Source organism: Nisaea sp., assembly GCF_040217065.1.
Lineage (GTDB): Bacteria > Pseudomonadota > Alphaproteobacteria > Thalassobaculales > Thalassobaculaceae > Nisaea.
This window is the reverse complement of sequence record NZ_JAVJNX010000008.1, coordinates 183,353-204,681: the sequence shown is the minus strand read 5'-3', so window position 1 is coordinate 204,681 and position 21,329 is coordinate 183,353. Positions and strand designations below refer to the sequence as shown.

Genomic DNA, 21,329 nt, shown 5'->3' with positions numbered 1-21,329 from the left:
TGTCGCGTCCAGATTTCCGGAATGAAATCAAAGGCCGCGTCATCCGGCAACCGATACAGGCCCGTATCCATCGAGCAAATCACCCGGCAAATCGGTCAGAAACGGCCCGTCCGTCCAGAGCAGAAGACACCTTACGGCGCGTCCCTCAAACATGCGGGTAAGCAGTGCCCGGTAAGCCGCCATCTGCTTCAGATAGATCACCGGGACATCCTCCAGCCGCTCCGGCGGCGGCCGGTTGGTCTTGAAATCCACAACCGTCACCCGGCCCTCCTCGACCAGCAGACGGTCGATCTGGCCCGAGACGATGGTCACCTCGCCACCCCCGGTCCCGACCTGTCCGACAATGGGCACTTCCGCGCGTGATCCGGCAGCGAAAAGCCCGGCCCAGTCCGGATGTTCCAGCACGGTCATGATCTCTTCGACATAACGCTCTGCAAGCCCGGGAGCGAGGTCGTGAACGGGACGCTGAAGATATGCCAGCCCCGCCTCCCGGCGACGCTCGGCAGGAAGATCGGGGAGGACCTGCAACAACCGGTGCAACAATTGGCCACGCTTGAACCGGCCCTCGTCCACGGCGGAAAGCGGCGAGCGGGTTGCCGGCTCCTGCTCACTCGGGCGGGACGGCATCAGCGGTCGCGGCGGTACCGGCTCCGGCGCGGGCGGCGCCAGCGCCCAGAGCGGCAAGGGAGGTTTTTTGGAGACCTTTATCGTCTCCATAGCCTTTGCCTCCACAGCCCGCTCCTGAGGCGTCTCATAGCGCAGCACCGGCAGATCGGATCCGGCCGCACCCGATATCACACGATCTTCAACCGGCGTCGCCATCTCGCTCAGCGCGTTTCGGATCAGCTCGTACCAATTGCCTTCCGGCGCCCGCTGTTTCGTCGCCCAGCCGCCGACATAAAGCCTGTCTTCCGCCCTGGTCATCGCGACATAGAGCAGCCGGCGATACTCCTCGTTCCGCTTGCGCTCCGCTGCCTCTTTCGCCTCCGTGCTGGCAGGTGCATCCTCAGGCTTGGCCGGGGCACAAAGCGGAACCGGCACGCCGTCCTCCCGCTCGCCCCAAAGGATCTTCGCCGTGCCGCGCGGCAATTGCAGGGTGTCCGGCATGAAAACGATGGGTGCCTGCAGGCCTTTCGAGCCATGCACGGTCATCACCCGGACACGGCCACCCTCGCCGCCTTCCATATCCCGCTTGATATCGCTCTCAGACGCTTCCAGCCAATGCAGGAAGCCCTGTAGGGAGGCGACATGGCCGCGTTCATATTCAAGCGCCTGTGCCAGGAACTCGTCCAGGGGATCGGCGGCCTCGATACCGAGCCGTTCGAGAATACGCCGCCTTCCGCTCGGCTCTCCCTCGGCCAGGATGCCCGCGAAAAGTTCATAGGGCGGGGTTGTATCCGTCCGCGCCAGATACGACGCAAGCAGCCGATCAGCCCTTGCGAAGGACGTGTTCTCCGGTGCCCGACGGCGCAGCTCGCGCCAGAGCCGGTGCTCCTTTCTGCCATGGGCGAGATCGAACAATTCGTCCTCATCAAGTCCGATCAGGGGGCTTTTCAGCACCGTCGCCAATGTCAGGTCGTCGTCCGGCAGCAGCAGGAAACGGCCGAGCGCAATGAGGTCCATGACGGCGATCTGGTCGCTCAATACCATGCGGTCGACACCGGCCACGTCGATATCGCGCTCCTTCAGGGCGCGCACCATTTCATGCACGAAACCGCCCCGGCGGCGCACCAGGACCATGATGTCGCCGGGCCCAACCGGACGCCCTTTCGAGGGCAGCATTTCGCCCCGGTCGATCCACTGGTGAATGCGTCCGGCAATGGCCCCGGCAAGACGGGAGGCCGGATTGTCGAGACCGCGCTGGGTGACGGGAACGGCCCAGGCGCCATCATCCTCGCTCTCCACAGGCTCGAACGGCGGCCAGAGCTCAACCAGACTGGCATCGCCACCACGGGAAACACCATGCCGGATCGACAGGAACTCACCATCCGCACCGGCCTCCAGCACGCCCTCGGCGGCGGGACGGCTGTTGAACAGGCGGTCGACCAGCCCGAGCACGGCGGCGCCGGAGCGGAAAGACACTTCGAGATCGACCGACGCCCAGCTCTTGGAGGCTGTCTCCACCCGCGCCGCGAAATGCCTGCGCATGCGCAGGAAACCCTCCGGGTCGGCTCTTTGGAAACTGAAGATCGATTGCTTGACGTCGCCCACCGCGAAAATGCTGCGCCCGGCGCCGCGCACCTCCTCAAAAGCACCTTCGCCGGAGAAGAATTCCTCGGTCAGGGCACGGACCACATCCCATTGCTCCGGGTTGGTATCCTGCGCCTCGTCGATCAGGATATGGTCGAGGCCGCCATCCAGCTTGAACAGTACCCAGGCAGCCACACCGGGACGGCGCAGCAACTCGCATACGGTGGCGACGAGATCCTCGAAATCCACCAGCGCCCCGCGCCGCTTTCCTCCTTCGTACTGTTTGAGCACGGCGGAAGCGATGCGCAGCACGGCGGCCGTTCGCTCCGCCAGTCCAATGGTGTTCAGCAGCTGGCGCACGGCGATCAGACGTTCGGCCTCCCGCGCCATGACGGTCTCGATATCGGTGAATGTCTCGACGGCTTTCTTCGTGGCCAGCCGCTTGCGCATATCCCCGTCACCGGTCAGGAAGACCGAGCCGTAACTCTCGAAGAGATCGATCCTTGTATCCGGGTCAGCCGCCAGGAATGTCGCAAGGCTTTCCGCCCGGTCCACATCCGTCTTGCTGCTGCCGGAAAGAGCCTCCATGGCGCGGCGCAGGCCGACCGCATCGAACGCTGTATCGGACACCGCGTCCCGCATCACGCTCTCCCGGCTCTCTCCCTCCGGCAGGTCGAGATGGGCAAGCAGGGCCGGTGTGATCTGTCCCGGTCCGCCGATGCCTTCGAAGAAACGGCCAAGCCGCGCCCGCTCCATCAGCAGCTCCGAGACCAGTCCGTCGAAGGTCTCTTCCGCGAAGCGCCGATTGATCAGACGGAGCGCCTCGCCGAGCGGGCTTTCCGGTTCCGCCGACGCTTTGTTGAGAACCCGGTCCCGCGCATCGGAGAGGCGTTCGGCGGCCGTCCGGTCGTCCATCACCTGGAAATGCGGCGGCAGTCCGGCTTCCAGCGGGAAGCGCTTCAGCACGGCCTGACAGAAGGCATGAATGGTCTGGATCTTCAGGCCGCCCGGCGTATCGAGCGTGCGGGCAAAGAGGCGCCGGGCAAGGGCGATCTGGTCCTGCATCGGCTGCCGTCCGAGCAGATTCTCGAGCTGTTCCGTCAATGCCGTCTCGCCGATAACCGCCCACTCGGAGAGCTTCGCCGATATACGGGCGGACATTTCCGCCGCCGCCGCCTTGGTAAAGGTAAGGCAGAGGATACGGCCCGGATCGGCGCCCGCCAGCAGCAGGTTCAGCACCCGGTCCGTCAGCACCTTGGTCTTGCCGGTTCCGGCAGAGGCCGCGACCCAGACCGAGGCGGCGGGATCGGCGGCCCGGCGCTGGGCCCGGTCGGCTTCGGCGATCACCGCATTCGGATCATGCTCCGCCATCGCCTAGACCTCCCCCGCCGCGGACCATTCCTTTACCCGGGCCAGATGCTCGTAGTCGGAATAGCGCGGCGCATGTTCAGGCGCTGGACGGGAGCGGTAAGGCGTCGCGGGGTCATCGAACACCCTGACAAGGTCGAGAAGACCCGCTTCCGCCTCTTCGATCAGCTCTTCGAGATTACCTTTCAGGGGTTTGCGCTCGCCTGCTGGCTCCCCCCCACTCAGCCGCCAATACTCCAGCGCACCGATGGCGCCTGCGGGGATTTCTGCGAAACCGTCCATTGCAAGCATCATCGCTTCCAGCGGAAGCTGCGGAGAGAGCCCGGCCCGGACCTGCTTGTCGGTCGGCGGCGCGCCGGTCTTGTAGTCGACAATAACGTAGCTGCCATCCGCCTGCCGCTCGATCCGGTCCGCCTTGCAGGTCAGCTCGACCGGTGCAAGTGGACCGCGGAGCATGATCTGCCCTTTCCGTTCAGTCCAGATCCGGGAAAGTTCGGCGCGGCGCGGGCCGTCCATCGCAACAACCCATTCCGCGATCCGCTCGAAGCGCGGCCACCAGAAAGCATGCACCGAGGGGCGGAGCATGGCGGGGGCGAACTGCTCCCGGCCGATCTCCAGCAATCGGTCCAGGGCATTTGGCGGAAGCTCTTCCGGGAACTCCCGGACAAACAGATCCAGCGAATCATGAATCATCGTGCCGCGGTCCGCAGCGCCCGGATCCTCGTCGATCTCATCCAGGCTCTTGAGACCGAGAATGCGCTTTGCATAGATCGCGTAAGGATCACGCACCCAGGTTTCGATCTCGGTAACGGAGAATTTCCGGGGCCGTACCTTGACCGGTGGGCAGGGTGCGGGAGGACGCACCGGCTCCAGCTTTTTCGGTGCATCCAGTGCCTGCTGCCAGAACGCATAGGCGGCGACCTGCCGGCCGATCTTGTCCTGCAAACTGAGCGCCCGGAGCACCGTCTCCATGCGCAGCCACCAGCGCGAAGCGACAGTCGGCGCACCGTCGACCCGCTCGGCCCGGGTCAGTACCACCTGAGGCGCCGAAGCCGCCATCTGGAAATCATGCGCTGAAAGACCAATGCGGCGTTCCGGCGAGGGCAGGCCGAACTCGGCCCGCATGGGACGGCTCATCCAGGGGTCGGCACCGGGATCGGGCGGCCAGGTTCCTTCGTTCAGACCGCCGAGGATCATAAGGTCGAATTGCTGCAACCGGCCCTCAAGCGGACCGAGAATGGCCAGGCGCGGGTGCGTGCCATAACGCGGACGGTGTACCCGGCCAACCAGCAGGGCTTCCAGGAAGGCGCCATAGGACCGGCCCTCGATGGGCGGGAAATCGCGCACGGCCTCAACCAGCTCACCCAGAAAATTGGCCGCGTCCTCGCCCGCCTCGCCAGCCCAGAGCCTGCGATCGCCCGTTTCCTCATCCGTCGCCGCCAGCGTTTCAGCCACGGCGTTGTGGGCGGAAAGCAGGTCGATCAGGGAGATCGCGTCACTGTCCAGCAGCGTGGAGAAATGCGTGACGGTTGGTGCCAACCTGCCAATCCAGTCAAGCGTATCCTGCTGTTCCTCTTCGGGGTACGCGTCGCGCACCGCATTCAGCAGTCCCTCGATACCCGGCGCCGGTCGCGGGCCACGCAAAACGCTGCGTTCCAGTGTGCGCACCCGGCGGCGGAAACGCGGCGTTTCCATGCCGCCTGCGGCAAGCGGATGTTTCAGCGCCGCGAGCAGCGGCACCGGCGCGCAGGCATTGGCCGCCATTTCGGCGGTCGCCAGCCAGAAGGTCATCGGGCCGGTCGCCGCCAGGGGTTGGCCCGCGGAATCGTCCACCTCGATATCCCAGCGCCGAAGCGCCGACTTCACCCGGCGCGCCAGCACCCGGTCCGGTGTCACAAGAGCCGCCGTCCGGGTCTCGTCCTCCAATGCCTCACGGAGCATCAGGGCGATGGTTTCCGCTTCCTCGTGATGGCCGGGACAGGCCAGCATGGACAGGCCATCGATACCGCCGGACAGAAGCTCCGCATGCTCTTCGGGGAGCCGCCGCCAGGCTTCCGTCGTCTCCGCCGGGCGCAGGGTCTCCTGGATCAGCCGCCTGCGCGGCGCCCGGGCGGCACCGGCGCCCGATGCCGGCCATTCGCGCACATCCGCCCGTTCCCGGCCGAGGCTCTTCAGCAGATGGGCCAAACCATGCTGGGCATGGCCCGGGTCCTGCCCGATGGCGGCCCAGGTGACCTCATCCGCATCCCGGTCCAGCCCCGGCAACACCACGGCGCCGCGCGGCAGGTCCAGCACCGCACCCATGAGGCGCGCGGTGGCCGGGATACTACCGGTCGAGCCGGCAACGATGACAGGGTCTTGCGGCGGATGTTCCGCCCAGCGTACGGAGAGCCGGTCGACAAGAGCGGAATGCCGGAGCGGTGCTTCCACCGCCCCTTCCTCCGCCAGCAGAGCCGGCCAGAATTCGGTGGCAATGGAGAGAAACTCCAGCACCTCCTGCCAGTGCGATGCGTAACGCTCCTTCGCGAGATCGGCGAGGCCCGCATAGGGCACCTGCTCGGTATGCACCTGATCGAGAAAACTGGCGAGTTCGCCCGCCAAGAGGGCCGCATGATCGATCCCGGCAGCCTGGATCGCGGTCCCGCTGTCCTTGCGCTCAAGAAATCGCTGAACCAGCTGGGTCAAGAGAAGCTGACGGCGCAGTCCCGGAATGGCAGGCGGCAGGTCTCCTGCGGCGGCGGCCCCATCCAGCCCGCTGAACCCGGCCTCGTCATCGTCGATATCGCCGACCGGACGGAGCGCCGGCAGCAGCATCGGGCGGCCATTGCCGAGGCGGAGGAAACTTTCACGAAGGGTCCGGACCGCGCGTCGGGTCGGCACCAGGACGGACATCTGGGCAAGCACCATCGGGTCCTCACCGGCCTCCTGCCAGAGGCCCCGCGCCAGCGTATCGGCGAAACCGTCCGTCGCCTCGATGGCGTAGAGCCCGCCGATGCCCATGCCGTCCCCCTTGTTAGCGGACCTCAGAAGAACGGCACGTCGGGCACATGGCCCTGGGCGAAAAGCTTCCGCGCCGTCTCCAGATCGTCCGGTGTGCTGATATGGTACCAGAGCCCGTCATGCAGGGCACCGTAGAGACGTTCGGCCTCCTGAGCCTTGTCATAGAGAAGATTCAGGGAGAAGGCCCCGCCTGGCGCGCCGTCGAACAGCCGCGGATGCAGGATCGACGCACCCATATAGGTATAGGGCGCAACCCGTCGCTCTTCACGCCGGGTCAAGCGGCCCATCGGGTCCATGGTGAAGTCTCCTCGGCCGAGTGAACCCGAGACCCGGGCCGAGGGATGCAGCAGCAGCAGCGCATCCATGTTCTCCGAATGCCAGGCCTCGGCCAGCCGCGCGAGCGTCGGCTTCATGGCATCGACCCAGAGACTGTCGCCATTGATCACGAAGAACGGCGCCGTGCCGAGCAGAGGCAGGGCATTCATGACGCCCCCGCCGGTATCGAGCAGGCTCTCCTCCCGGCTAATGACGATCTCGACATCCGTCCGATTCTTGAGATGCGCTTCGATCTGCTCACCGAGATGGAACGCATTTACGACGACGCGCTTCACACCGACCGCTAACAGCCGCTCCAGGATGTAGTCGATCAGCGGCGTGCCATCGACATCGGTGAGAGGCTTCGGAATCGTATCTGTCAACGGCGCCAGCCGCGTCCCCCGGCCGGCCGCGAGAATCATCGCGGTCTCGGGAATCGTCGCTTTTTTCGTCTTCAGTCTGGTCAGCAGCATGGCGTTCAGATCTTCCTCAAGCAGCGCGCCCGCCCGGCGGCGGGGTCACACGATATGCCTCTGGGACGTGTTTTTCGATCCATTCGCGGATCGGTGCAAGAGCCTCGTCCGACAAATTTCCCAGGGCCAGGCGCCAGAGCCTCGGAATGTGCTCCAGATAGCCGTGGTTCCCGTAGAGAACTGTCTGGCGGGCGAAGATCCCGAGCACCTTGAAATGGCGTTGCGCACCGAGCACGCGGTAGGAGCGGAGGAACGCATCCCTGTCCTGGATCTCCGGCATGGCAGAGAAATACCGGTCCATGGCCGAGCGGATGACAGCGGGCGGGATATCCCGCCGGCAATCCTGGAGCAGGGAAACGAGATCGTAACTGGCAGGACCGACCACCGCGTCCTGGAAATCGAGCAAGCCGCAAGCCGCGATGCCGGGCCGGTCCAGCAGCATCAGATTGTCGACGTGATAGTCCCGCAGGACAAGAACCTCCCCGCCATAGCGCGCGGCAGGCAGACAGGCCCGCCAGGCATCGGCGAAGGCATCACGTGCCAAGTCATCGATCCGGAGGCCAACGCCGGACCGCAGGTACCAGTCAACGAACAGCAGTGCTTCCCGCAGCAGCTTTTCGTCACTGTAGGCAGGGACGCGTTCCGCGATATCGTCCAGTCCGCGTTTCGCCAGATCTGCCAGCAGATCGGTGGCAAGATCGTACAGTGTGTGCTCATCCTGCCCCGCCGCCAGAGCGCGGGTGTAGGTCGCGTCCCCCAGATCTTCCAGCAGCAGAAACCCGGCGCCCTCGTCCGCGGCCGACAGCCGCGGCACGCTGTAGCCGAAGCCCGAGAGGATTTCCCCGACGGTGACAAACGGCCGGACATCCTCCTTGTCCGGTGGTGCATCCATGAGGATCGCGGTCTGACCGTCTTCGCGCTGCAGGCGGAAATAGCGCCGAAAGGACGCATCGGCGACGAGTGCCGTTTCCACCGCACTGCCCCAGCCGGCGTCCTGCCGGAACGCCTGGCGCTGTGCTGCTCTCATGTTTCGGTCCACGCTACGTCTATTCCGGCTTGCTGGCAGGCGCCGGCGAACGCCGTGCGCCATTCCCCCGGAAACCGCCCGGTGACAAGACGTGAGTCCGGACCGGCGGCCTTGCCCGCAGCAAAATCGAAAATCAATTCCATGGCATCCTTCGGCGCAAACGGGCCGAGACGATCCGGCCATTCGACAAGACATACTGCTGTCCCGAAGGCTTCATCCAGGCCCAGTTCAAGCACTTCGTCCGGATCACCAAGACGATAGAGATCCGCATGCCAGATCTCCACATCGTCACCGGCGAGGTCGATCGGGCCATATTGCTGCACCAGCGTGAAGGACGGGCTCGGGACTTCCTCGTCCGGCCGCGTCAGCCGGCGGATGAAGGCGCGGGCGAAGGTCGATTTACCGGCGCCGAGGCCGCCGGACAGAAGAAACGTGCATCCGGCGACAGCAATATCCGCACAGGCATGCGCCAGTCGTTCGGTGGCCTGTGGTCCGTCAAGTGAGAGACGCGCCACCGAAGTGGTTTGAGTCATAGAGAAAGCTCGTTTTCCAGGACATTTTTCGTGGTCGGCGGCATCGCCTTGCGTGGCAAGCGACACTGGATACTGAGCCCGGCACCCTCAATCGGCTCGACCAGCATAGTACCGCCGTGCAGTTCGACAAGGCGATGGACAAGCGGCAATGCCAGGTCAGGCCCCTGTGCCCGACCGCCACGGTCGACACCGGAAAAGGCCTCGAAGATCAGGTTGCGCATTTCTTCCGGCACGCCGCTGCCGTCATCCATGACGACAAACAGGATGTCATCATCATTCGCGCGCACAGAGAGCCTGACAAGGCCTCCCTGCGAGGTGAACTGGAGCGCGCTTGAGACCAGATTGAAGAGAATCTGCCGGAGTCGGCGATCATCCGCCTCGATGCCGGAAACCGCATCATCGATATCGACTTCAATCTCGACACCCTGGCTCCGGGCCCGCTCCTCGATCAGCGATATCGCCGAATCGACAACCTCGCGGACGTCGAGTTCGTCCGGTTCAAGCGTAAGATAACCGGCCTCAATCGAGGCAAGATCAATGATGTTGGCAATCAGGGACGACAGCCGGCCGGAGGATTCCAGAATGGCCTTGAGGTATTCGCGCTGCTTGTCGCTGATCTCGCCGACATACCCGTCATCCAGCATTTCAGCGAAGCCGATGATCGCGTTCAATGGCGTACGCAGCTCATAGGAAACATTGGCGATGAATTCGCTCTTCAACCGGTCGGCTGTTTCCAGAGCCTCATTCCGGTCCTGCAGGGCGCGCTGGACATTCAGAGTGTCGGTTATATCCAGGAAATTGACCAGAGTCGCTCCATCCGGCAATGGAACAAACGAATATTCAAGGGAGGTTCCATCAGGACGTTCCGTCCGACCATGCTCGGAAACACGATCGGCGAACCGGGCCGCAAACTCCTGCTTGTAGCTGTCCCATTCCCCCTCCTCCAGAACCGGGAACAGGGGCCGCATCGCGTCCAGAACCTCCGAAACATGCAGAGCCTGGTCACCGAATCCCGGGTCGAGATCCCACATGCTGAGAAATGTGGGATTGGAAAGGGTCATACGCCCGTCCGCGCCGAACACCACGACACCCTCGGCAAGGTTATCGATGGTCTCTCGCTGCACCTCGTTCAGCGTGTTGTAACTCCGCTCCAGTGCGAGCCTGTCGGTAACGTCCTCGAAGGTCAGGAACAGGCCGCCGAAAGGATGCGGCATCACCACCATACGCAGGGTCCGGTCGTCCGGCAGGAAGAAGAAATCCTCCATCGGGTCGATCAGGCGCGTGAAGAGCCCATTCCAGTGATCCCGATAGGCCCGGAAATCCGATTGTTCCGGCAGACGCCGCAATTCCCGCAACAATTCAAGGAATTCGGTGATGGTCGGGTCCGCGTCAAGCTGGGCCGGGTCAACCTGCCAGAGATCAGCGAACGCACTGTTGAAGAATTTCAGCCGCTTGTCCGGACCGAAGATCGCAATCGCGGTCGAAAGGCCTTCGAGCACATCCTCGTGCGCCGCGATATGCCGGGCAATCTCGGCCTGGGCTTCCTCCAGGGACGTGACATCTATTGCCCAGCCCACAGTACCGCGCGTATCCGGGCTCGGGGCCTCGGTCACCTCGAACAGCCTGCGTTCACCGTCGACAACAATAAAGCGGCTTTCCGAGTAGGGTGCGCCGAGCCTCCGGGTGCGCCGCGAGGTATCACGTGCCGATTCCGAATCGAGATCAATGGTATCGGCCGCGATATTCGCAAAACTGACCCGCATGTCTTCGTCACGACGCCAGAACGGGATGGCCTGTTGGTTTATGGACGCAATCAGATCGTCGTTCCGCCGCCGTCTGCTGCGCGCGTCCTCTTCAGCTGCCGCACGGCTTTGAGCTTCCTCAGAGATATCCACCAGTGCAAGCGCGGCCCGTGGAGACGCTGCGATGCCGGCCTCGATCGGAACTCCCGAAACCCGCAAGACACGGGATCCGTTGCGAATTCCGGCAACAAAGGAGAAAGCTTTCCCGTCGGACATCAGGGCACGGACGGATGAGCCGAGCGTAACCCCGGCTTCGTCGGAAAGGTAGCCCGCGATGTCATCGATGGTCTGCAGCCGATTTGTACCTGCACGTAGCAGGGCGGCAACCGCCGGGCTGACATAGCGCAACACCGATCCGTCACCCGATGAATCGTCCATGATCATCCCGATCATGCCGACATACGGCATCTGAAGCGCCGCATCCCGTCCATCGAGCGCTGCGGCAAGTCTGTCGCGCTCTTGCCGCAAGGCACCAAGACGCCGGCGATACAAGATCCGGGTTGCCACCAAAGCCGTCGCCAAGGCGAGCATGAAAGCAAGCATCACCGCGGTCAGCGGGTTCATGGCAATACTGCTGGACAGGCTATCCATGGCGATTTCCGGCGCCGCATGCGCGGACGGAATCATGGAGACCAGACATATGGCCGACATGAATAGGGCGCGGGACCGGGACGTGTAACGTGTCATGCGCCTGAAGGTACGCGCCAAGCAACCGCCACTCAAGGAAAGACACCCAGCTCTTACCGGTTGTTTCCAAAAAGAAATCCATAGATCGTCCGATCCAGGCTTGCCGAAGCGAGACCGGCCCCTTCCAGGGCATCGGCGAGCCCGTCATTCGCGTCGCGCACAGCCGCTTCGGTCGCACCGTCAAGCAGCACGATCCATTCCGGGATTTGTCCGGGCGGTACAGGCTTTCCCTGCGCAGAAAGCCCGATATTACTGACCTCTATGTCGTTCTCCGCGAGGCAACCGCCGAGCATGTTCAGGCGCCCTTTAAGGTCAGGAAAAACCTCTTCTTTCAATAAATTACGCAGTCCATCCCGCTGACTTTCCTCCGGGAAAAACCGTGTTACGCCGAGCCAGCCCGAGAACCCGTGAGTCTGGTCGATAGTGATTTCGGCCGTCAGCCGGTCGAACTTGGTGAAGCCGGCCATGACCTTCTGGCTCCATTCGCTCTGCACCTGAAGCCTGGCCATGTAGTCCGGGTCGGCCAGATCCCGGACGGTACCGGTCTCGTAGCTGGCGAAATATTTCACACGGGCATCGGAATCCACCGCGACATAGCGTCGGGCCCGATGAAAACCAGGCATCCAGACGCGCTCATCGATATGCTCGCGATTGTACCACTCGTTGTATTCGTCCTCGTCTTCCGGCGCGACCTCGGTGAAGGTCATCAGCATGCCGGTTCCATACAAACCCATAATTGCCCTGGCTCCCATTGTTCAGAGTTCCGTTTCGAGACTGCGTGCAATTTCGGTGACCACTTCCCAGCCTTCGCAAACATGGCGCTGTTCGGTACCGGTCTGCCCGATGGAAAAGCGGATGGCCGCCCGGCCCCGGACCTTGTTCTGGGTCAGATAGATCCGCCCGTCATCATTGATCCGCTCCAGCAAGATCGCGTTGAGACGGTCGAGCGCTTCCGGATCGTCCATACCCGCTGGATGATAGCGGAAATTGATGAGCGCCAGGGACCGCGGCGCGACGATCTCGAAATCCGGTTCGTTCGCGATCCAGCCCTCAAGTTCAGCGGCAAGGTCGATATGCTTGCGGATAATCCGGCGCAAACCCTCGACGCCATAGGACCGGATCACCATCCAAAGCTTCAGCGCGCGGAACCGCCGGCCCAGCGGTACGCTCCAGTCCCGGTAATCGATCACCGCACCCTGCTCCCGGCTCTTCAGGAATTCCGGCAGGATCGAAAGGGTGCGGACCAGCGCGTCCGGATCGCGGACAAAATGCGCCGCGCAGTCGAAATTCGTCAGCATCCACTTGTGCGGATTGAAAACCAGGCTGTCGGCATATTCGATGCCGTCCAGCATCCAGCGCTGTTCCGGCAGCAGCCAGGCAGTTCCCGCCCAGGCCGCGTCGACATGCAGGAAGATGCCGTGCCGCTCGCAAATCTCGCCGATGGCCCTCAGCGGGTCGACGGCACCAACGCCGGTGGCGCCAATGGATGCAACGACACATGTCGGGACGCATCCGGCCGCCTTGTCCGCCTTGATCCGGGCTTCGAGCACATCCGGACGCAGGGCGAAATTCTCGTCCACATCGATCAGCCGGAGATTTTCCCGCCCGAGCCCGATGATCTTCACGTTCTTCTCGGTCGCGGAGTGGGTCTGGTTCGAGGTGTAGACCGTCAAGACCGGCTGTTGGCCGAGCCCGCGCTCGTTGGTGTTCCAGTTCGTGACCTTTTCCCGAGCCGTCAGCAGGGCGCAGAGAATCGCGCCGGAAGCGGAATCCTGGATCACGCCAGTCAATCCTTCCGGCAGTCCCGTCATCTGCCGGAGCCAATCCAGCACCCTGGTTTCCATTTCGGTTGCCGCCGGGCTTGTCTGCCACAGCATGCATTGCGCGCCGAGGGTTGCCGTCAGCATTTCAGCCAGCACCGATGGCGGCGAGCTGTTGGCCGGAAAATAGGCAAAAAAGCGCGGATGCTGCCAATGGGTTATGCCCGGCATCACGTCCGATTTGAAATCCTGGAAGATCCGCTCCATCGGCTCGCCTGCTTCCGGCGGCGTCTCCGGCAGCTTTGCGGCGATCTCGCCTGGCGCGGTTTGCGCGCGCACCGGAAATTCCTCCACGGCTTCCATGTAGTCTGCCATCCAGTCGACAAGGTCATGGGCGTGGCGGCGGAACTCTTCGGGCGACATGCGGTATCCAGAAATAAAGATCGGGCCGCACCAGACTAGACCGATGGGGTTTCCGACGCCAATAGCGCTCCCGGCTCATCGTTCTGCAAACACGGCGATGCGCATGCCGCCATTAGGAAATATTAATCGTATTTTAAGAAAATCATCGCATACACTGAAATAGAGACTTCGGAATGCGTTTGTTATCCGCGCCAAGGTAATTTGCCGGTCCCTCTTGGCCGGTCGCAGACAGCAGCCAAGGCTTTAGAATGGAGCCGGAAAAGTGTCCGCCCCATGATTCTGGGTCACTATCGAGCAGATCACAAGTACCAGCGCGTCCACAGGCATGCCTGCAACCGGGCTGAGGGCCTTCTTGCCTATTGGCATGCCAGCAGCAAGGACGGCAGCATCCCGGATCGGAACGCCTTCAATCCGCATGCTCTACAGAAATGGCTCGGCTTCATCAGCGTTTACAAGTATGTCGAGAAACTCGACGATTTCGTGAATGCGCTCGAGGGAACGCTGATCACCCAGATCACCGGGCAGGACTGGACCGGAAAGCTTGCATCCGATGTCGACCGCCGGTTCGGCTCGACTTTTCTTGATGATCTCCATGACATACGCGTTTCAAGAGCTCCTTTGATGGACCATGTGAAAATCTATCAAAAGGACTATAAATCCGCGACCAGACTGCTGCTGCCCATTGCCAACAAGGGAAGCCAGGAAGTTGATCAAGTGTTCCTCGGCCTGTTCCCTGACTGGTCATGACGGGCTGCTGAAACTGTTTTCCCACTTCAACCACTCAGCCCGGACCGACGGGTCTTCCTCGACTTCAGGCGATCGCTTGGCCAGAGCCGAAAACCGCTCCTCCGGCAGTAGCCGTCCCAGCGCCCAGACCGCCATGGCGCGCACGAGCGGGGACGCATCCGTCAGAAGCGCTTCGATCATCGGCACAAGGCTGTCGTCGCCACTATTGCCGCAGGCGATCAGCACATTGCGCAGAAACCGGTCCCGGCCGATCCGCTTGACGGGCGATCCCCGGAATCTTTCCCGGAAAGCCGTATCGTCAAGGCCGAGAAATTCGGCCAGTGGCGGCAAGGTCAGATCGTCCCGTGCAGCGAAAGCAGCTTCGGCCGACTGTTCGGCGAACTTGTTCCACGGGCAGACCGAGAGACAATCGTCGCAGCCATAGATCCGGTTGCCCATCGGCACCCGGAATTCCTCCGCGATGTGCCCTTTATGCTCGATCGTGAGATAGGAAATGCAGCGCCTTGCATCGAGTGCGTAGGGACGCGGAAAGGCGTTGGTCGGGCATATATCGAGACAGCGCGTGCAATTGCCGCAATGGTCCACCTCCGGCGCGTCCGGCGTCAGCTCCATATCGGTGAAGACTTCGCCGAGGAAGATCCAGGAGCCGTGCTCGCGGGAGACCAGATTGGTGTGCTTGCCCTGCCAGCCAAGCCCGGCACCGGCGGCGAGCGGCTTTTCCAGCACCGGCGCCGTATCGACGAACACCTTCACCTGACAGCCGAACTCGGCGACCATCCAGCGGGCCAGCCGCTTCAGGCGCTTCTTGATCAGGTCGTGGTAATCCCTGTTCCGGGCATAGACGGAGATGTTGGCCCGGTCGGTGGCGTCGAGATTGGCCATCGGATCGTGGTCGGGACCGTAATTCTGGGTCAGCACGATAACGGACCGGGCCTCTTCCCAGATGCCCTTCGGGGCAATCCGGCGCTCCATATGGGCTTCCATCCAGCCCATATCGCCATGCTCGCCATTATCGACGAATTCACGCAGCCGATCCTGCTCCCGCGTGCCGATATCGGCGGCGGTGATACCCGCGGCGGAAAACCCGATCTCCGCCGCTTCCTGCCTGATCCGCTGTTCCGTCTGCATAAGCCCTTTCCGTCCGGAGACCTCAGAGGGGCTCGATATCGCCCTCCGCCTGCTGAGCCCGGAAGGCCGCAGCATGCGCCGACAGAGTGCCGGTCTCGATCGCGCCGCGCAATCCGGCCATCACTTCCTGGAAATAAGAGAGGTTATGCCAGGTCAGCAACATCAGCCCGAGCACTTCGCCGGTTCTGAAGAGATGATGCAGATAGGCCCGGCTGTAGCTGCTGCAGCACGGGCAGGAGCAGCCAGGGTCCAGCGGGCGCGGATCGTCCATATGCCGGGCATTGCGGACATTCACCGTGCCGCGCCGGGTAAAGCCCTGCCCTGTCCGCCCGCAACGGGTCGGCAGCACGCAATCGAACATGTCGATGCCCCGCTCGACCGCGCCGACCAGATCGTCCGGCTTGCCGACGCCCATCAGATAACGCGGCTTTTCCGCCGCCATGGACGGCGTGGTGAAATCGAGAGTGGAGAACATCATTTCCTGCCCCTCGCCCACGGCCAGACCACCAACCGCGTACCCGTCGAAACCGATCTTGGTCAGCGCCTCGATGGATTCATGCCGCAGATCCTCGAACACACTGCCCTGCACGATGCCGAACAGGCCGTACCCGTCCCGATCGACAAAGGCATCGCGGGAGCGCTGCGCCCAGCGCATGGAGAGCCGCATGGACTCCGCCGCTTCCTTCTTCTCCACCGGGTAGGGCGTGCATTCGTCGAAACACATGGTGATGTTGGAATCGAGCTGGTGCTGGATCCTGATCGAGCTTTCCGGGGTCAGCTCGTGGGAGCTGCCGTCGACATGGCTCTGAAAGGTCACGCCCTGTTCCGTGATCTTCCGCAGCTTGGAGAGCGACATCACCTGGAAGCCGCCGGAATCCGTCAGGATCGGGCCGTCCCAGTTCATGAACTTGTGCAACCCGCCCAGCTTCTCCACCCGTTCCGCGCCGGGGCGCAGCATCAGGTGATAGGTGTTGCCGAGCAGGATTTCCGCCCCGGTGGCCTTCACCGATTCCGGCATCATGCATTTCACCGTCGCCGCCGTGCCAACCGGCATGAAAGCGGGCGTCTCGATGCTGCCATGCGCCGTTGTCAGGCGGCCGCGCCGGGCGGCGCCGTCTGTGGTGATCAGTTCATAGCCAAGGGTCATGTCACGTTGTCCGAACGTTCGAGCAGGCAGGCATCGCCATAGGAGAAGAAGCGATAGCCTTCCCGCTTGGCATGTTCATAGGCGGCGAGCATCCGCTCGCGCCCGACCAGTGCCGAGACCAGCATCAGCAGGGTCGATTTCGGCAGGTGAAAGTTAGTCAGCAGCATATCGACCGCCTTGAAGCGATAGCCCGGCGTGATGAACAGCCCGGTCTCTCCGGAGAAAGCCGGCACGGTTCCATCTTCCAGTACCGCGCTTTCGAGAAGGCGCAGGCTGGTGGTGCCGACGGCGACGACACGGCCGCCTGCCGCCCGGGCCCGGGTGATCTTCTCCGCCATTTCCTGGCTGATCTCACCCCATTCGAGGTGCATCTTGTGGTCGTCCGTATCCTCGGCCTTCACCGGCATGAAGGTGCCGGCGCCGACATGCAGGGTCAGTTCCGCACGCTCGACACCCGCCGCGTCGATCGCGGCCAGCAACCGGTCGGTGAAATGCAGTCCGGCGGTCGGCGCCGCGACGGCACCGTCACGGGCGGCGAACATGGTCTGGTAGGAGGTCGCATCGTCAACGACGGCATCGCCATCGCGCTTTATATATGGCGGCAGCGGCATCCGGCCGACGCGTTTCAGGGTCTCGATCAGGGCGGCGCCGGTTTCGGGAAAGCCAAGGATGACCTCGCCGCCATCGCGCTTCTCGCGGACCTCGGCTTCGAGTTCGCCCTCGAAGAGAATGATGTCACCGACCCGGCAGCGTTTTGCCGGACGCACGAAAGCGGCCCAGGACCCGTCGGCTTCCGCCTTGTGCAGCGTCGCCTCGATCCTCGCATCGCCGCGGCGGCCGGTCAGCCGGGCGGGGATCACGCGGGTATTGTTGTAGACGAGAATATCGCCCGCCCGCAGCAGACCCGGCAGATCCGAGACACCCCGATCCGCAAGCCCGGCGTCTGTCAGGTCGAGAAGCCGCGCGCTGTCGCGCGGCTCCGCCGGTTCCGTGGCAATGAAATGTTGCGGCAGTTCGTAGTCGAACAGATCGACGTGCATAAGGAGGCCTTACTGAGTGCTGTCCGCCACGGCCCCGTCCCGCGCGAAACGCTGGGGCAGCAGGGCGATGAAGGCGCGGAAAGGCACCAGCAGGGCCGCCGCCATGGCCAGCTTCGCGCCGTAATCGCCGATCGCCCAGGTCACCCAGGGAAGGCCCGTCGCATAGAAGGCGAGCGAGAAGAAGAGAGCCGTATCAAGCGCGGAGGAAAGCAGCGAGGAAGCCAGCGGCGCTTTCCACCAGCTCTGCCGGCGCAGGCGGTCGAACACCCAGATATCCAGCAGCTGCGCGGTCAGGAAGGCGGCGCCGGAGGCGAGCGCGATGCGCTGGTCGGCGAACCAGAGAGACAGCCCGACACCGAGCGCGAAACCGGCATAGACCACCTTGCGGGCAAAGGCCGGGCCGAAGATCCGGTTCATCAGGTCCGTCACGAGAAACGCGATCGGGTAGATCAGCGCACCCCAGGTCAGCCAGTCATTGATCGGGAAATTGACCGCGATGTTCGAGACGAGCACGACAACGCCCATGGCGCTCATGCCGGCGACAAGCCCGGTACGGCTGAACGCGGCGGTATCACTAGTGGTCATGGACCATTCCTTTTCTGTTCTGCCGATGCGGGAAGCCACACCGGCACGTCGTTCACTGCCGGTGTGGGGAGCCTCACCGGCCAAACAGTGCGGCAGCTCTTAGGTCTTTCACTGCGCTTTGTCGATGCGAAACTGGCCCCGAAGCATCAACACGCCGGAATGCGCCTCAGCAAGCGCGCAGTATATTGCAACGCAACATGAACAATATCGCATATCCAGGCCAACAGCGACGCACTCATCTACCGCATAAGCATCTCTTATTAGCGCCATTTTTGCACTAATTTAGTGATTAAATCATTAATTGCCGAAAAAAAAGAAATTGTTATTGTTCTCTCACAGCCAATTCAAAGGAGGCCGATATGACCACCACCCTGATCCGTACTCCGAGTAATGCCGAAATCAATGCCGGCATCGCCAATGGCAGGCGCGAGCGCGCCATGGCAGTAAAATCAATGGTTTCTGGCGTCTATGATGCTGTCTGGAAGCATTTTGAATGGCGTGAAGACATGAGCCGCACGGCGATTTCCGCCCGGTGCCCGAACTGCAGCTGCTGATGACAGGACAGGCGCCGCCACTGCGCGACACCTCGCACCTGCATCATTTCCAAAATGGCATGCCAGCCTTGCTGCATTGCAACATTGAAATGTCAGCAATCCTGACCTAAATTGCCAATTATCGGGAAACGCAACTAGCCAAGCAGCGAAGATCAGCGGGCTCGTTTACAAACTGGAGCACTGTTATGACTGCTAACAAGACCCTCAACGAACGCGAAACCATCGATTTCGCCCAGGTTGAACGCCATATCGCCAACGGCCGCGCGGAGCGGTCCAGAGCTGTCCACAATATGCTGCGCGCATTCGGACGGAAGATTGCGACGCTGTTCGACCTGCATGCCGTGATGCAGAAGAAAGTCAGCTTCGAGCCGACCATCAAAGTGGCCCCGAAGCACTAATCAATCTGCGCACTCTGAACATTTCTCGGGAAACCGCCTGATCAGGCGGTTTCCCTGAGCTTGAAGCGCTGGATCTTTCCGGTCGCCGTTTTCGGCAACTGGTCCGTGTAGACGATCCAGCGTGGATATTTGAAGCTCGCCAGATCCTTTTTGACGAAAGCCGTCAGGTCCGCGGTCAGATCGTCGGACTCCTCGACACCCTCCGCCAGCACCACATAGGCCTTCGGCTTGACCAGACCGTCATGGTCCGGATGGCCAACCACGGCTGCTTCCAGCACCGCCTGGTGCTTCAGCAACGCGCCCTCGACCTCGAACGGCGACACATAGATGCCGCCGACCTTCATCATGTCGTCATTGCGCCCGCAATAGGTATAGACCCCGTTCTCGTCCGCGACATACTTGTCGCCGGTCCGCGTCCAGGCGCCCCGGAACGTGTCGATGCTTTTCCCCCGCTGGTTCCAGTACATCACCGCTGCCGTCGGCCCGGACACCTCAAGAATGCCCATTTCCCCGGGTTTGCACGGATTGCCGTTCTCGTCCAGCAAACGGAGCTGGTAGCCGGGCACCGCCTTTCCTGTCGCACCGGGCACGATCTCGCCGACCTGGTTCGACACGAAGATATGCAGCATCTCCGTGCTGCCAAGGCCGTCCAGAATGTCCGTGCCCGTGCGCGCGCTCCAGCGGTTCAGCAGGTCTTCCGGAAGCGCTTCGCCGGCCGAGACGCAGAGCCGCAAGGCATGCTCGCCCGCTTTCGGCAGATCCTTCGAGGCCAGCAGCATGCCGTACAGCGTCGGCACGCCGAAGAACAATGTCGGCCTGTGCTCCCGGATGATCCGGCAGACCGAGACAGGGTCCGGCGGTCCTTCCAGCAGGATCGCCGTCGCGCCGACCGCGAAGGGAAAGGTCAGCGCGTTGCCGAGCCCGTAGGCGAAAAACAGCTTGGCCGCCGAATAGACAATGTCCTGCTCCGAGATGCCGAGTGTCGGGAGCGCGTAGAGATTGGCGCTCTCCACCAGATGGGAATGCAGATGCACCGCCCCCTTCGGCATGCCCGTGGTGCCGGATGTGTAGAGCCAGAAACAGAGATCGTCCGGCGAGGTCTCGGCCGGCGCGGTGTCGCTGCCCGGCGCCGCGATGAAATCCGCGAAGGATGTCCGCCCGGCCGCGTCCGCACCGGAAACCACGACATGCCGCGGCGGTGTCTCCACCTCCGACAGCACCGTATCGATCAGATTGTCGGAGACGAACAGGGCCTCGGCCCGGCTGTCGGACAGGATGTAGGCATAGTCCCGCGCTGCCAGCCTGGTATTGACCGGCACCGGAATCGCGCCGGCCCAGATGGCGCCGAGGAAGGCCGTCGGGAAATCCACGGTGTCGTGCAGGGCGAGGATGACACGCTGCTCCGGCAGCACACCTGCCGCCCGGATCGCATTCGCGAACCGTTCAATCCGGGTCGCAAGGTCCTGGTAGGTATGGGTGCCGCCGCTGTCGATGACGGCGATCTTGCCCCCGCGACCCGCCCTCAGATTGCGGCCGATCAGATCTTCTGCCGCGTTATAGAAACGCGCGGCACCGGCGTTCTCCGCCATATGTCCCTCCCAGTGTGGCCAGGTTGGCCGAAATGACCGGGTGCCGTTTGTCGGCACGCCATTCTTGTTTGAAAGAGGCGCCGCGCCCGAGGATCAGGCGGCGGCTTTCGATGCCAGCGCGCCGATCCAGCCCTCGATCCACTCGATGGCCTCGTCTTCCGCCATGGCGCCGGAATTGGCATCGTGAATATGACGCTCGATCACCCGCTCGGCGCCGCATTCGGACAGCACCGTGTCGAATTTCTGGCCGGCGAAATTGAAAGTGTCCTCGTAGGTCGTGTCGCCGAGACCGAACACCGCGAAGCTGACCCGCGACAGGTCCGGCTTTTCGGAGACTAGGGCCTCGTAGAATTCGGTGCCGTTATCGGGGATCTCGCCATAGCCATAGGTCGCTGTGCAGATGATGACGTGACCGCCCTCATCGAAGACCTCCAGGCCGAAATCGCCCATCAGGATCGCGTCCGCTTCATAGCCCCGGTCTTCCAGGATATCGACCATTTCCTGGGCGCAGAGATCTGCCGTACCGCCTTGCGTGGCAACGAGAATTTTCACTTTCATTCGTC

The 21,329-nt window shown here is 62.8% G+C and carries 17 protein-coding genes; 3 read left to right on the top strand and 14 right to left on the bottom strand.

Translation table 11 applies throughout. The features are described from left to right. Positions 1 to 39: 39 nt before the first annotated feature. The 8 genes from addA to RH950_RS09980 all read right to left on the bottom strand — a co-directional run bounded on the left by addA (position 40) and on the right by RH950_RS09980 (position 13,578). Positions 40 to 3,561, bottom strand: a complete 3,522-nt coding sequence (gene addA, locus RH950_RS10015; RefSeq protein WP_350056259.1) for a double-strand break repair helicase AddA — start codon at positions 3,559 to 3,561, stop codon at positions 40 to 42. A gap of 3 nt (positions 3,562 to 3,564) precedes the next feature. Next, entirely contained in the window at positions 3,565 to 6,558 is a 2,994-nt protein-coding gene (addB, locus tag RH950_RS10010; protein ID WP_350056257.1) for a double-strand break repair protein AddB, read from the bottom strand. Positions 6,559 to 6,581: 23 nt separating this feature from the next. Beyond that, on the bottom strand, positions 6,582 to 7,346 hold the full coding sequence (locus RH950_RS10005) for a nucleotidyltransferase family protein (protein ID WP_350056255.1): 765 nt from the start codon (positions 7,344 to 7,346) through the stop codon (positions 6,582 to 6,584). A gap of 16 nt (positions 7,347 to 7,362) precedes the next feature. Then, on the bottom strand, positions 7,363 to 8,373 hold the full coding sequence (locus RH950_RS10000) for an aminoglycoside phosphotransferase family protein (RefSeq protein WP_350056253.1): 1,011 nt from the start codon (positions 8,371 to 8,373) through the stop codon (positions 7,363 to 7,365). Then, positions 8,370 to 8,906 carry a tRNA (adenosine(37)-N6)-threonylcarbamoyltransferase complex ATPase subunit type 1 TsaE gene (gene tsaE / locus RH950_RS09995; protein WP_350056251.1) on the bottom strand — a complete coding sequence of 179 codons (537 nt, stop codon included), beginning with the start codon at positions 8,904 to 8,906 and terminating at the stop codon, positions 8,370 to 8,372. Before tsaE ends, RH950_RS10000 begins: the two co-directional genes overlap by 4 nt. Further along, positions 8,903 to 11,299, bottom strand: a complete 2,397-nt coding sequence (locus RH950_RS09990) for a sensor histidine kinase (RefSeq protein ID WP_350056249.1) — start codon at positions 11,297 to 11,299, stop codon at positions 8,903 to 8,905. Before RH950_RS09990 ends, tsaE begins: the two co-directional genes overlap by 4 nt. 149 nt (positions 11,300 to 11,448) lie before the next feature. Further along, positions 11,449 to 12,129, bottom strand: a complete 681-nt coding sequence (locus RH950_RS09985; RefSeq protein ID WP_350056248.1) for a hypothetical protein — start codon at positions 12,127 to 12,129, stop codon at positions 11,449 to 11,451. A gap of 21 nt (positions 12,130 to 12,150) precedes the next feature. Continuing rightward, a complete protein-coding gene (locus RH950_RS09980) occupies positions 12,151 to 13,578 on the bottom strand; it encodes a pyridoxal phosphate-dependent decarboxylase family protein (protein WP_350056246.1) in 1,428 nt (475 codons plus the stop codon). 273 nt (positions 13,579 to 13,851) lie between these two features. On the opposite strand from RH950_RS09980, the gene RH950_RS09975 reads away from it, so the two are divergent. Continuing rightward, positions 13,852 to 14,325 carry a PAS domain-containing protein gene (locus tag RH950_RS09975; protein ID WP_350056244.1) on the top strand — a complete coding sequence of 158 codons (474 nt, stop codon included), beginning with the start codon at positions 13,852 to 13,854 and terminating at the stop codon, positions 14,323 to 14,325. On the opposite strand, the gene queG is transcribed toward RH950_RS09975, so the two are convergent. Genes queG through RH950_RS09955 form a run of 4 tightly spaced genes read right to left on the bottom strand, consistent with a single transcriptional unit; the run spans position 14,320 to position 18,225 of the window. Beyond that, positions 14,320 to 15,453 (bottom strand): tRNA epoxyqueuosine(34) reductase QueG, encoded by a 1,134-nt coding sequence (gene queG, locus RH950_RS09970; RefSeq protein WP_350056242.1) that lies wholly within the window; start codon positions 15,451 to 15,453, stop codon positions 14,320 to 14,322. The two genes, RH950_RS09975 and queG, sit on opposite strands and share 6 nt — an antisense overlap. Positions 15,454 to 15,475: 22 nt before the next feature. Continuing rightward, entirely contained in the window at positions 15,476 to 16,600 is a 1,125-nt protein-coding gene (tgt, locus tag RH950_RS09965; RefSeq protein ID WP_350056240.1) for a tRNA guanosine(34) transglycosylase Tgt, read from the bottom strand. Next, entirely contained in the window at positions 16,597 to 17,640 is a 1,044-nt protein-coding gene (gene queA / locus RH950_RS09960; protein WP_350056238.1) for a tRNA preQ1(34) S-adenosylmethionine ribosyltransferase-isomerase QueA, read from the bottom strand. The genes tgt and queA overlap by 4 nt, the downstream gene beginning before the upstream one ends. A 9-nt stretch (positions 17,641 to 17,649) precedes the next feature. After that, the gene (locus tag RH950_RS09955) at positions 17,650 to 18,225 is read right to left on the bottom strand and encodes a queuosine precursor transporter (protein WP_350056236.1); all 576 of its coding nucleotides are present in this window, start codon (positions 18,223 to 18,225) and stop codon (positions 17,650 to 17,652) included. Positions 18,226 to 18,584: 359 nt separating this feature from the next. Here RH950_RS09955 and RH950_RS09950 point away from each other — a divergent pair, with 359 nt between their 5' ends. Further along, positions 18,585 to 18,779 (top strand): hypothetical protein, encoded by a 195-nt coding sequence (locus tag RH950_RS09950; protein ID WP_350056234.1) that lies wholly within the window; start codon positions 18,585 to 18,587, stop codon positions 18,777 to 18,779. 185 nt (positions 18,780 to 18,964) lie between these two features. Further along, positions 18,965 to 19,177, top strand: a complete 213-nt coding sequence (locus tag RH950_RS09945) for an RSP_7527 family protein (RefSeq protein ID WP_350056232.1) — start codon at positions 18,965 to 18,967, stop codon at positions 19,175 to 19,177. A gap of 41 nt (positions 19,178 to 19,218) precedes the next feature. Here RH950_RS09945 and RH950_RS09940 read toward each other — a convergent pair whose 3' ends face one another. Beyond that, positions 19,219 to 20,766 (bottom strand): benzoate-CoA ligase family protein, encoded by a 1,548-nt coding sequence (locus tag RH950_RS09940; RefSeq protein ID WP_350056230.1) that lies wholly within the window; start codon positions 20,764 to 20,766, stop codon positions 19,219 to 19,221. Positions 20,767 to 20,859: 93 nt separating this feature from the next. Beyond that, on the bottom strand, positions 20,860 to 21,324 hold the full coding sequence (locus RH950_RS09935) for a flavodoxin domain-containing protein (protein WP_350056228.1): 465 nt from the start codon (positions 21,322 to 21,324) through the stop codon (positions 20,860 to 20,862). Positions 21,325 to 21,329: the final 5 nt, after the last annotated feature.

Coding starts and splice junctions, on each gene's coding strand:
- addA (WP_350056259.1), bottom strand. CDS start 3,561: ATGGCGGAGCATGATCCGAATGCGGTGATCGCCGAAGCCGACCGGGCC.
- addB (WP_350056257.1), bottom strand. CDS start 6,558: ATGGGCATCGGCGGGCTCTACGCCATCGAGGCGACGGACGGTTTCGCC.
- RH950_RS10005 (WP_350056255.1), bottom strand. CDS start 7,346: ATGCTGCTGACCAGACTGAAGACGAAAAAAGCGACGATTCCCGAGACC.
- RH950_RS10000 (WP_350056253.1), bottom strand. CDS start 8,373: ATGAGAGCAGCACAGCGCCAGGCGTTCCGGCAGGACGCCGGCTGGGGC.
- tsaE (WP_350056251.1), bottom strand. CDS start 8,906: ATGACTCAAACCACTTCGGTGGCGCGTCTCTCACTTGACGGACCACAG.
- RH950_RS09990 (WP_350056249.1), bottom strand. CDS start 11,299: ATGGATAGCCTGTCCAGCAGTATTGCCATGAACCCGCTGACCGCGGTG.
- RH950_RS09985 (WP_350056248.1), bottom strand. CDS start 12,129: ATGGGTTTGTATGGAACCGGCATGCTGATGACCTTCACCGAGGTCGCG.
- RH950_RS09980 (WP_350056246.1), bottom strand. CDS start 13,578: ATGTCGCCCGAAGAGTTCCGCCGCCACGCCCATGACCTTGTCGACTGG.
- RH950_RS09975 (WP_350056244.1), top strand. CDS start 13,852: ATGATTCTGGGTCACTATCGAGCAGATCACAAGTACCAGCGCGTCCAC.
- queG (WP_350056242.1), bottom strand. CDS start 15,453: ATGCAGACGGAACAGCGGATCAGGCAGGAAGCGGCGGAGATCGGGTTT.
- tgt (WP_350056240.1), bottom strand. CDS start 16,600: ATGACCCTTGGCTATGAACTGATCACCACAGACGGCGCCGCCCGGCGC.
- queA (WP_350056238.1), bottom strand. CDS start 17,640: ATGCACGTCGATCTGTTCGACTACGAACTGCCGCAACATTTCATTGCC.
- RH950_RS09955 (WP_350056236.1), bottom strand. CDS start 18,225: ATGACCACTAGTGATACCGCCGCGTTCAGCCGTACCGGGCTTGTCGCC.
- RH950_RS09950 (WP_350056234.1), top strand. CDS start 18,585: ATGACCACCACCCTGATCCGTACTCCGAGTAATGCCGAAATCAATGCC.
- RH950_RS09945 (WP_350056232.1), top strand. CDS start 18,965: ATGACTGCTAACAAGACCCTCAACGAACGCGAAACCATCGATTTCGCC.
- RH950_RS09940 (WP_350056230.1), bottom strand. CDS start 20,766: ATGGCGGAGAACGCCGGTGCCGCGCGTTTCTATAACGCGGCAGAAGAT.
- RH950_RS09935 (WP_350056228.1), bottom strand. CDS start 21,324: ATGAAAGTGAAAATTCTCGTTGCCACGCAAGGCGGTACGGCAGATCTC.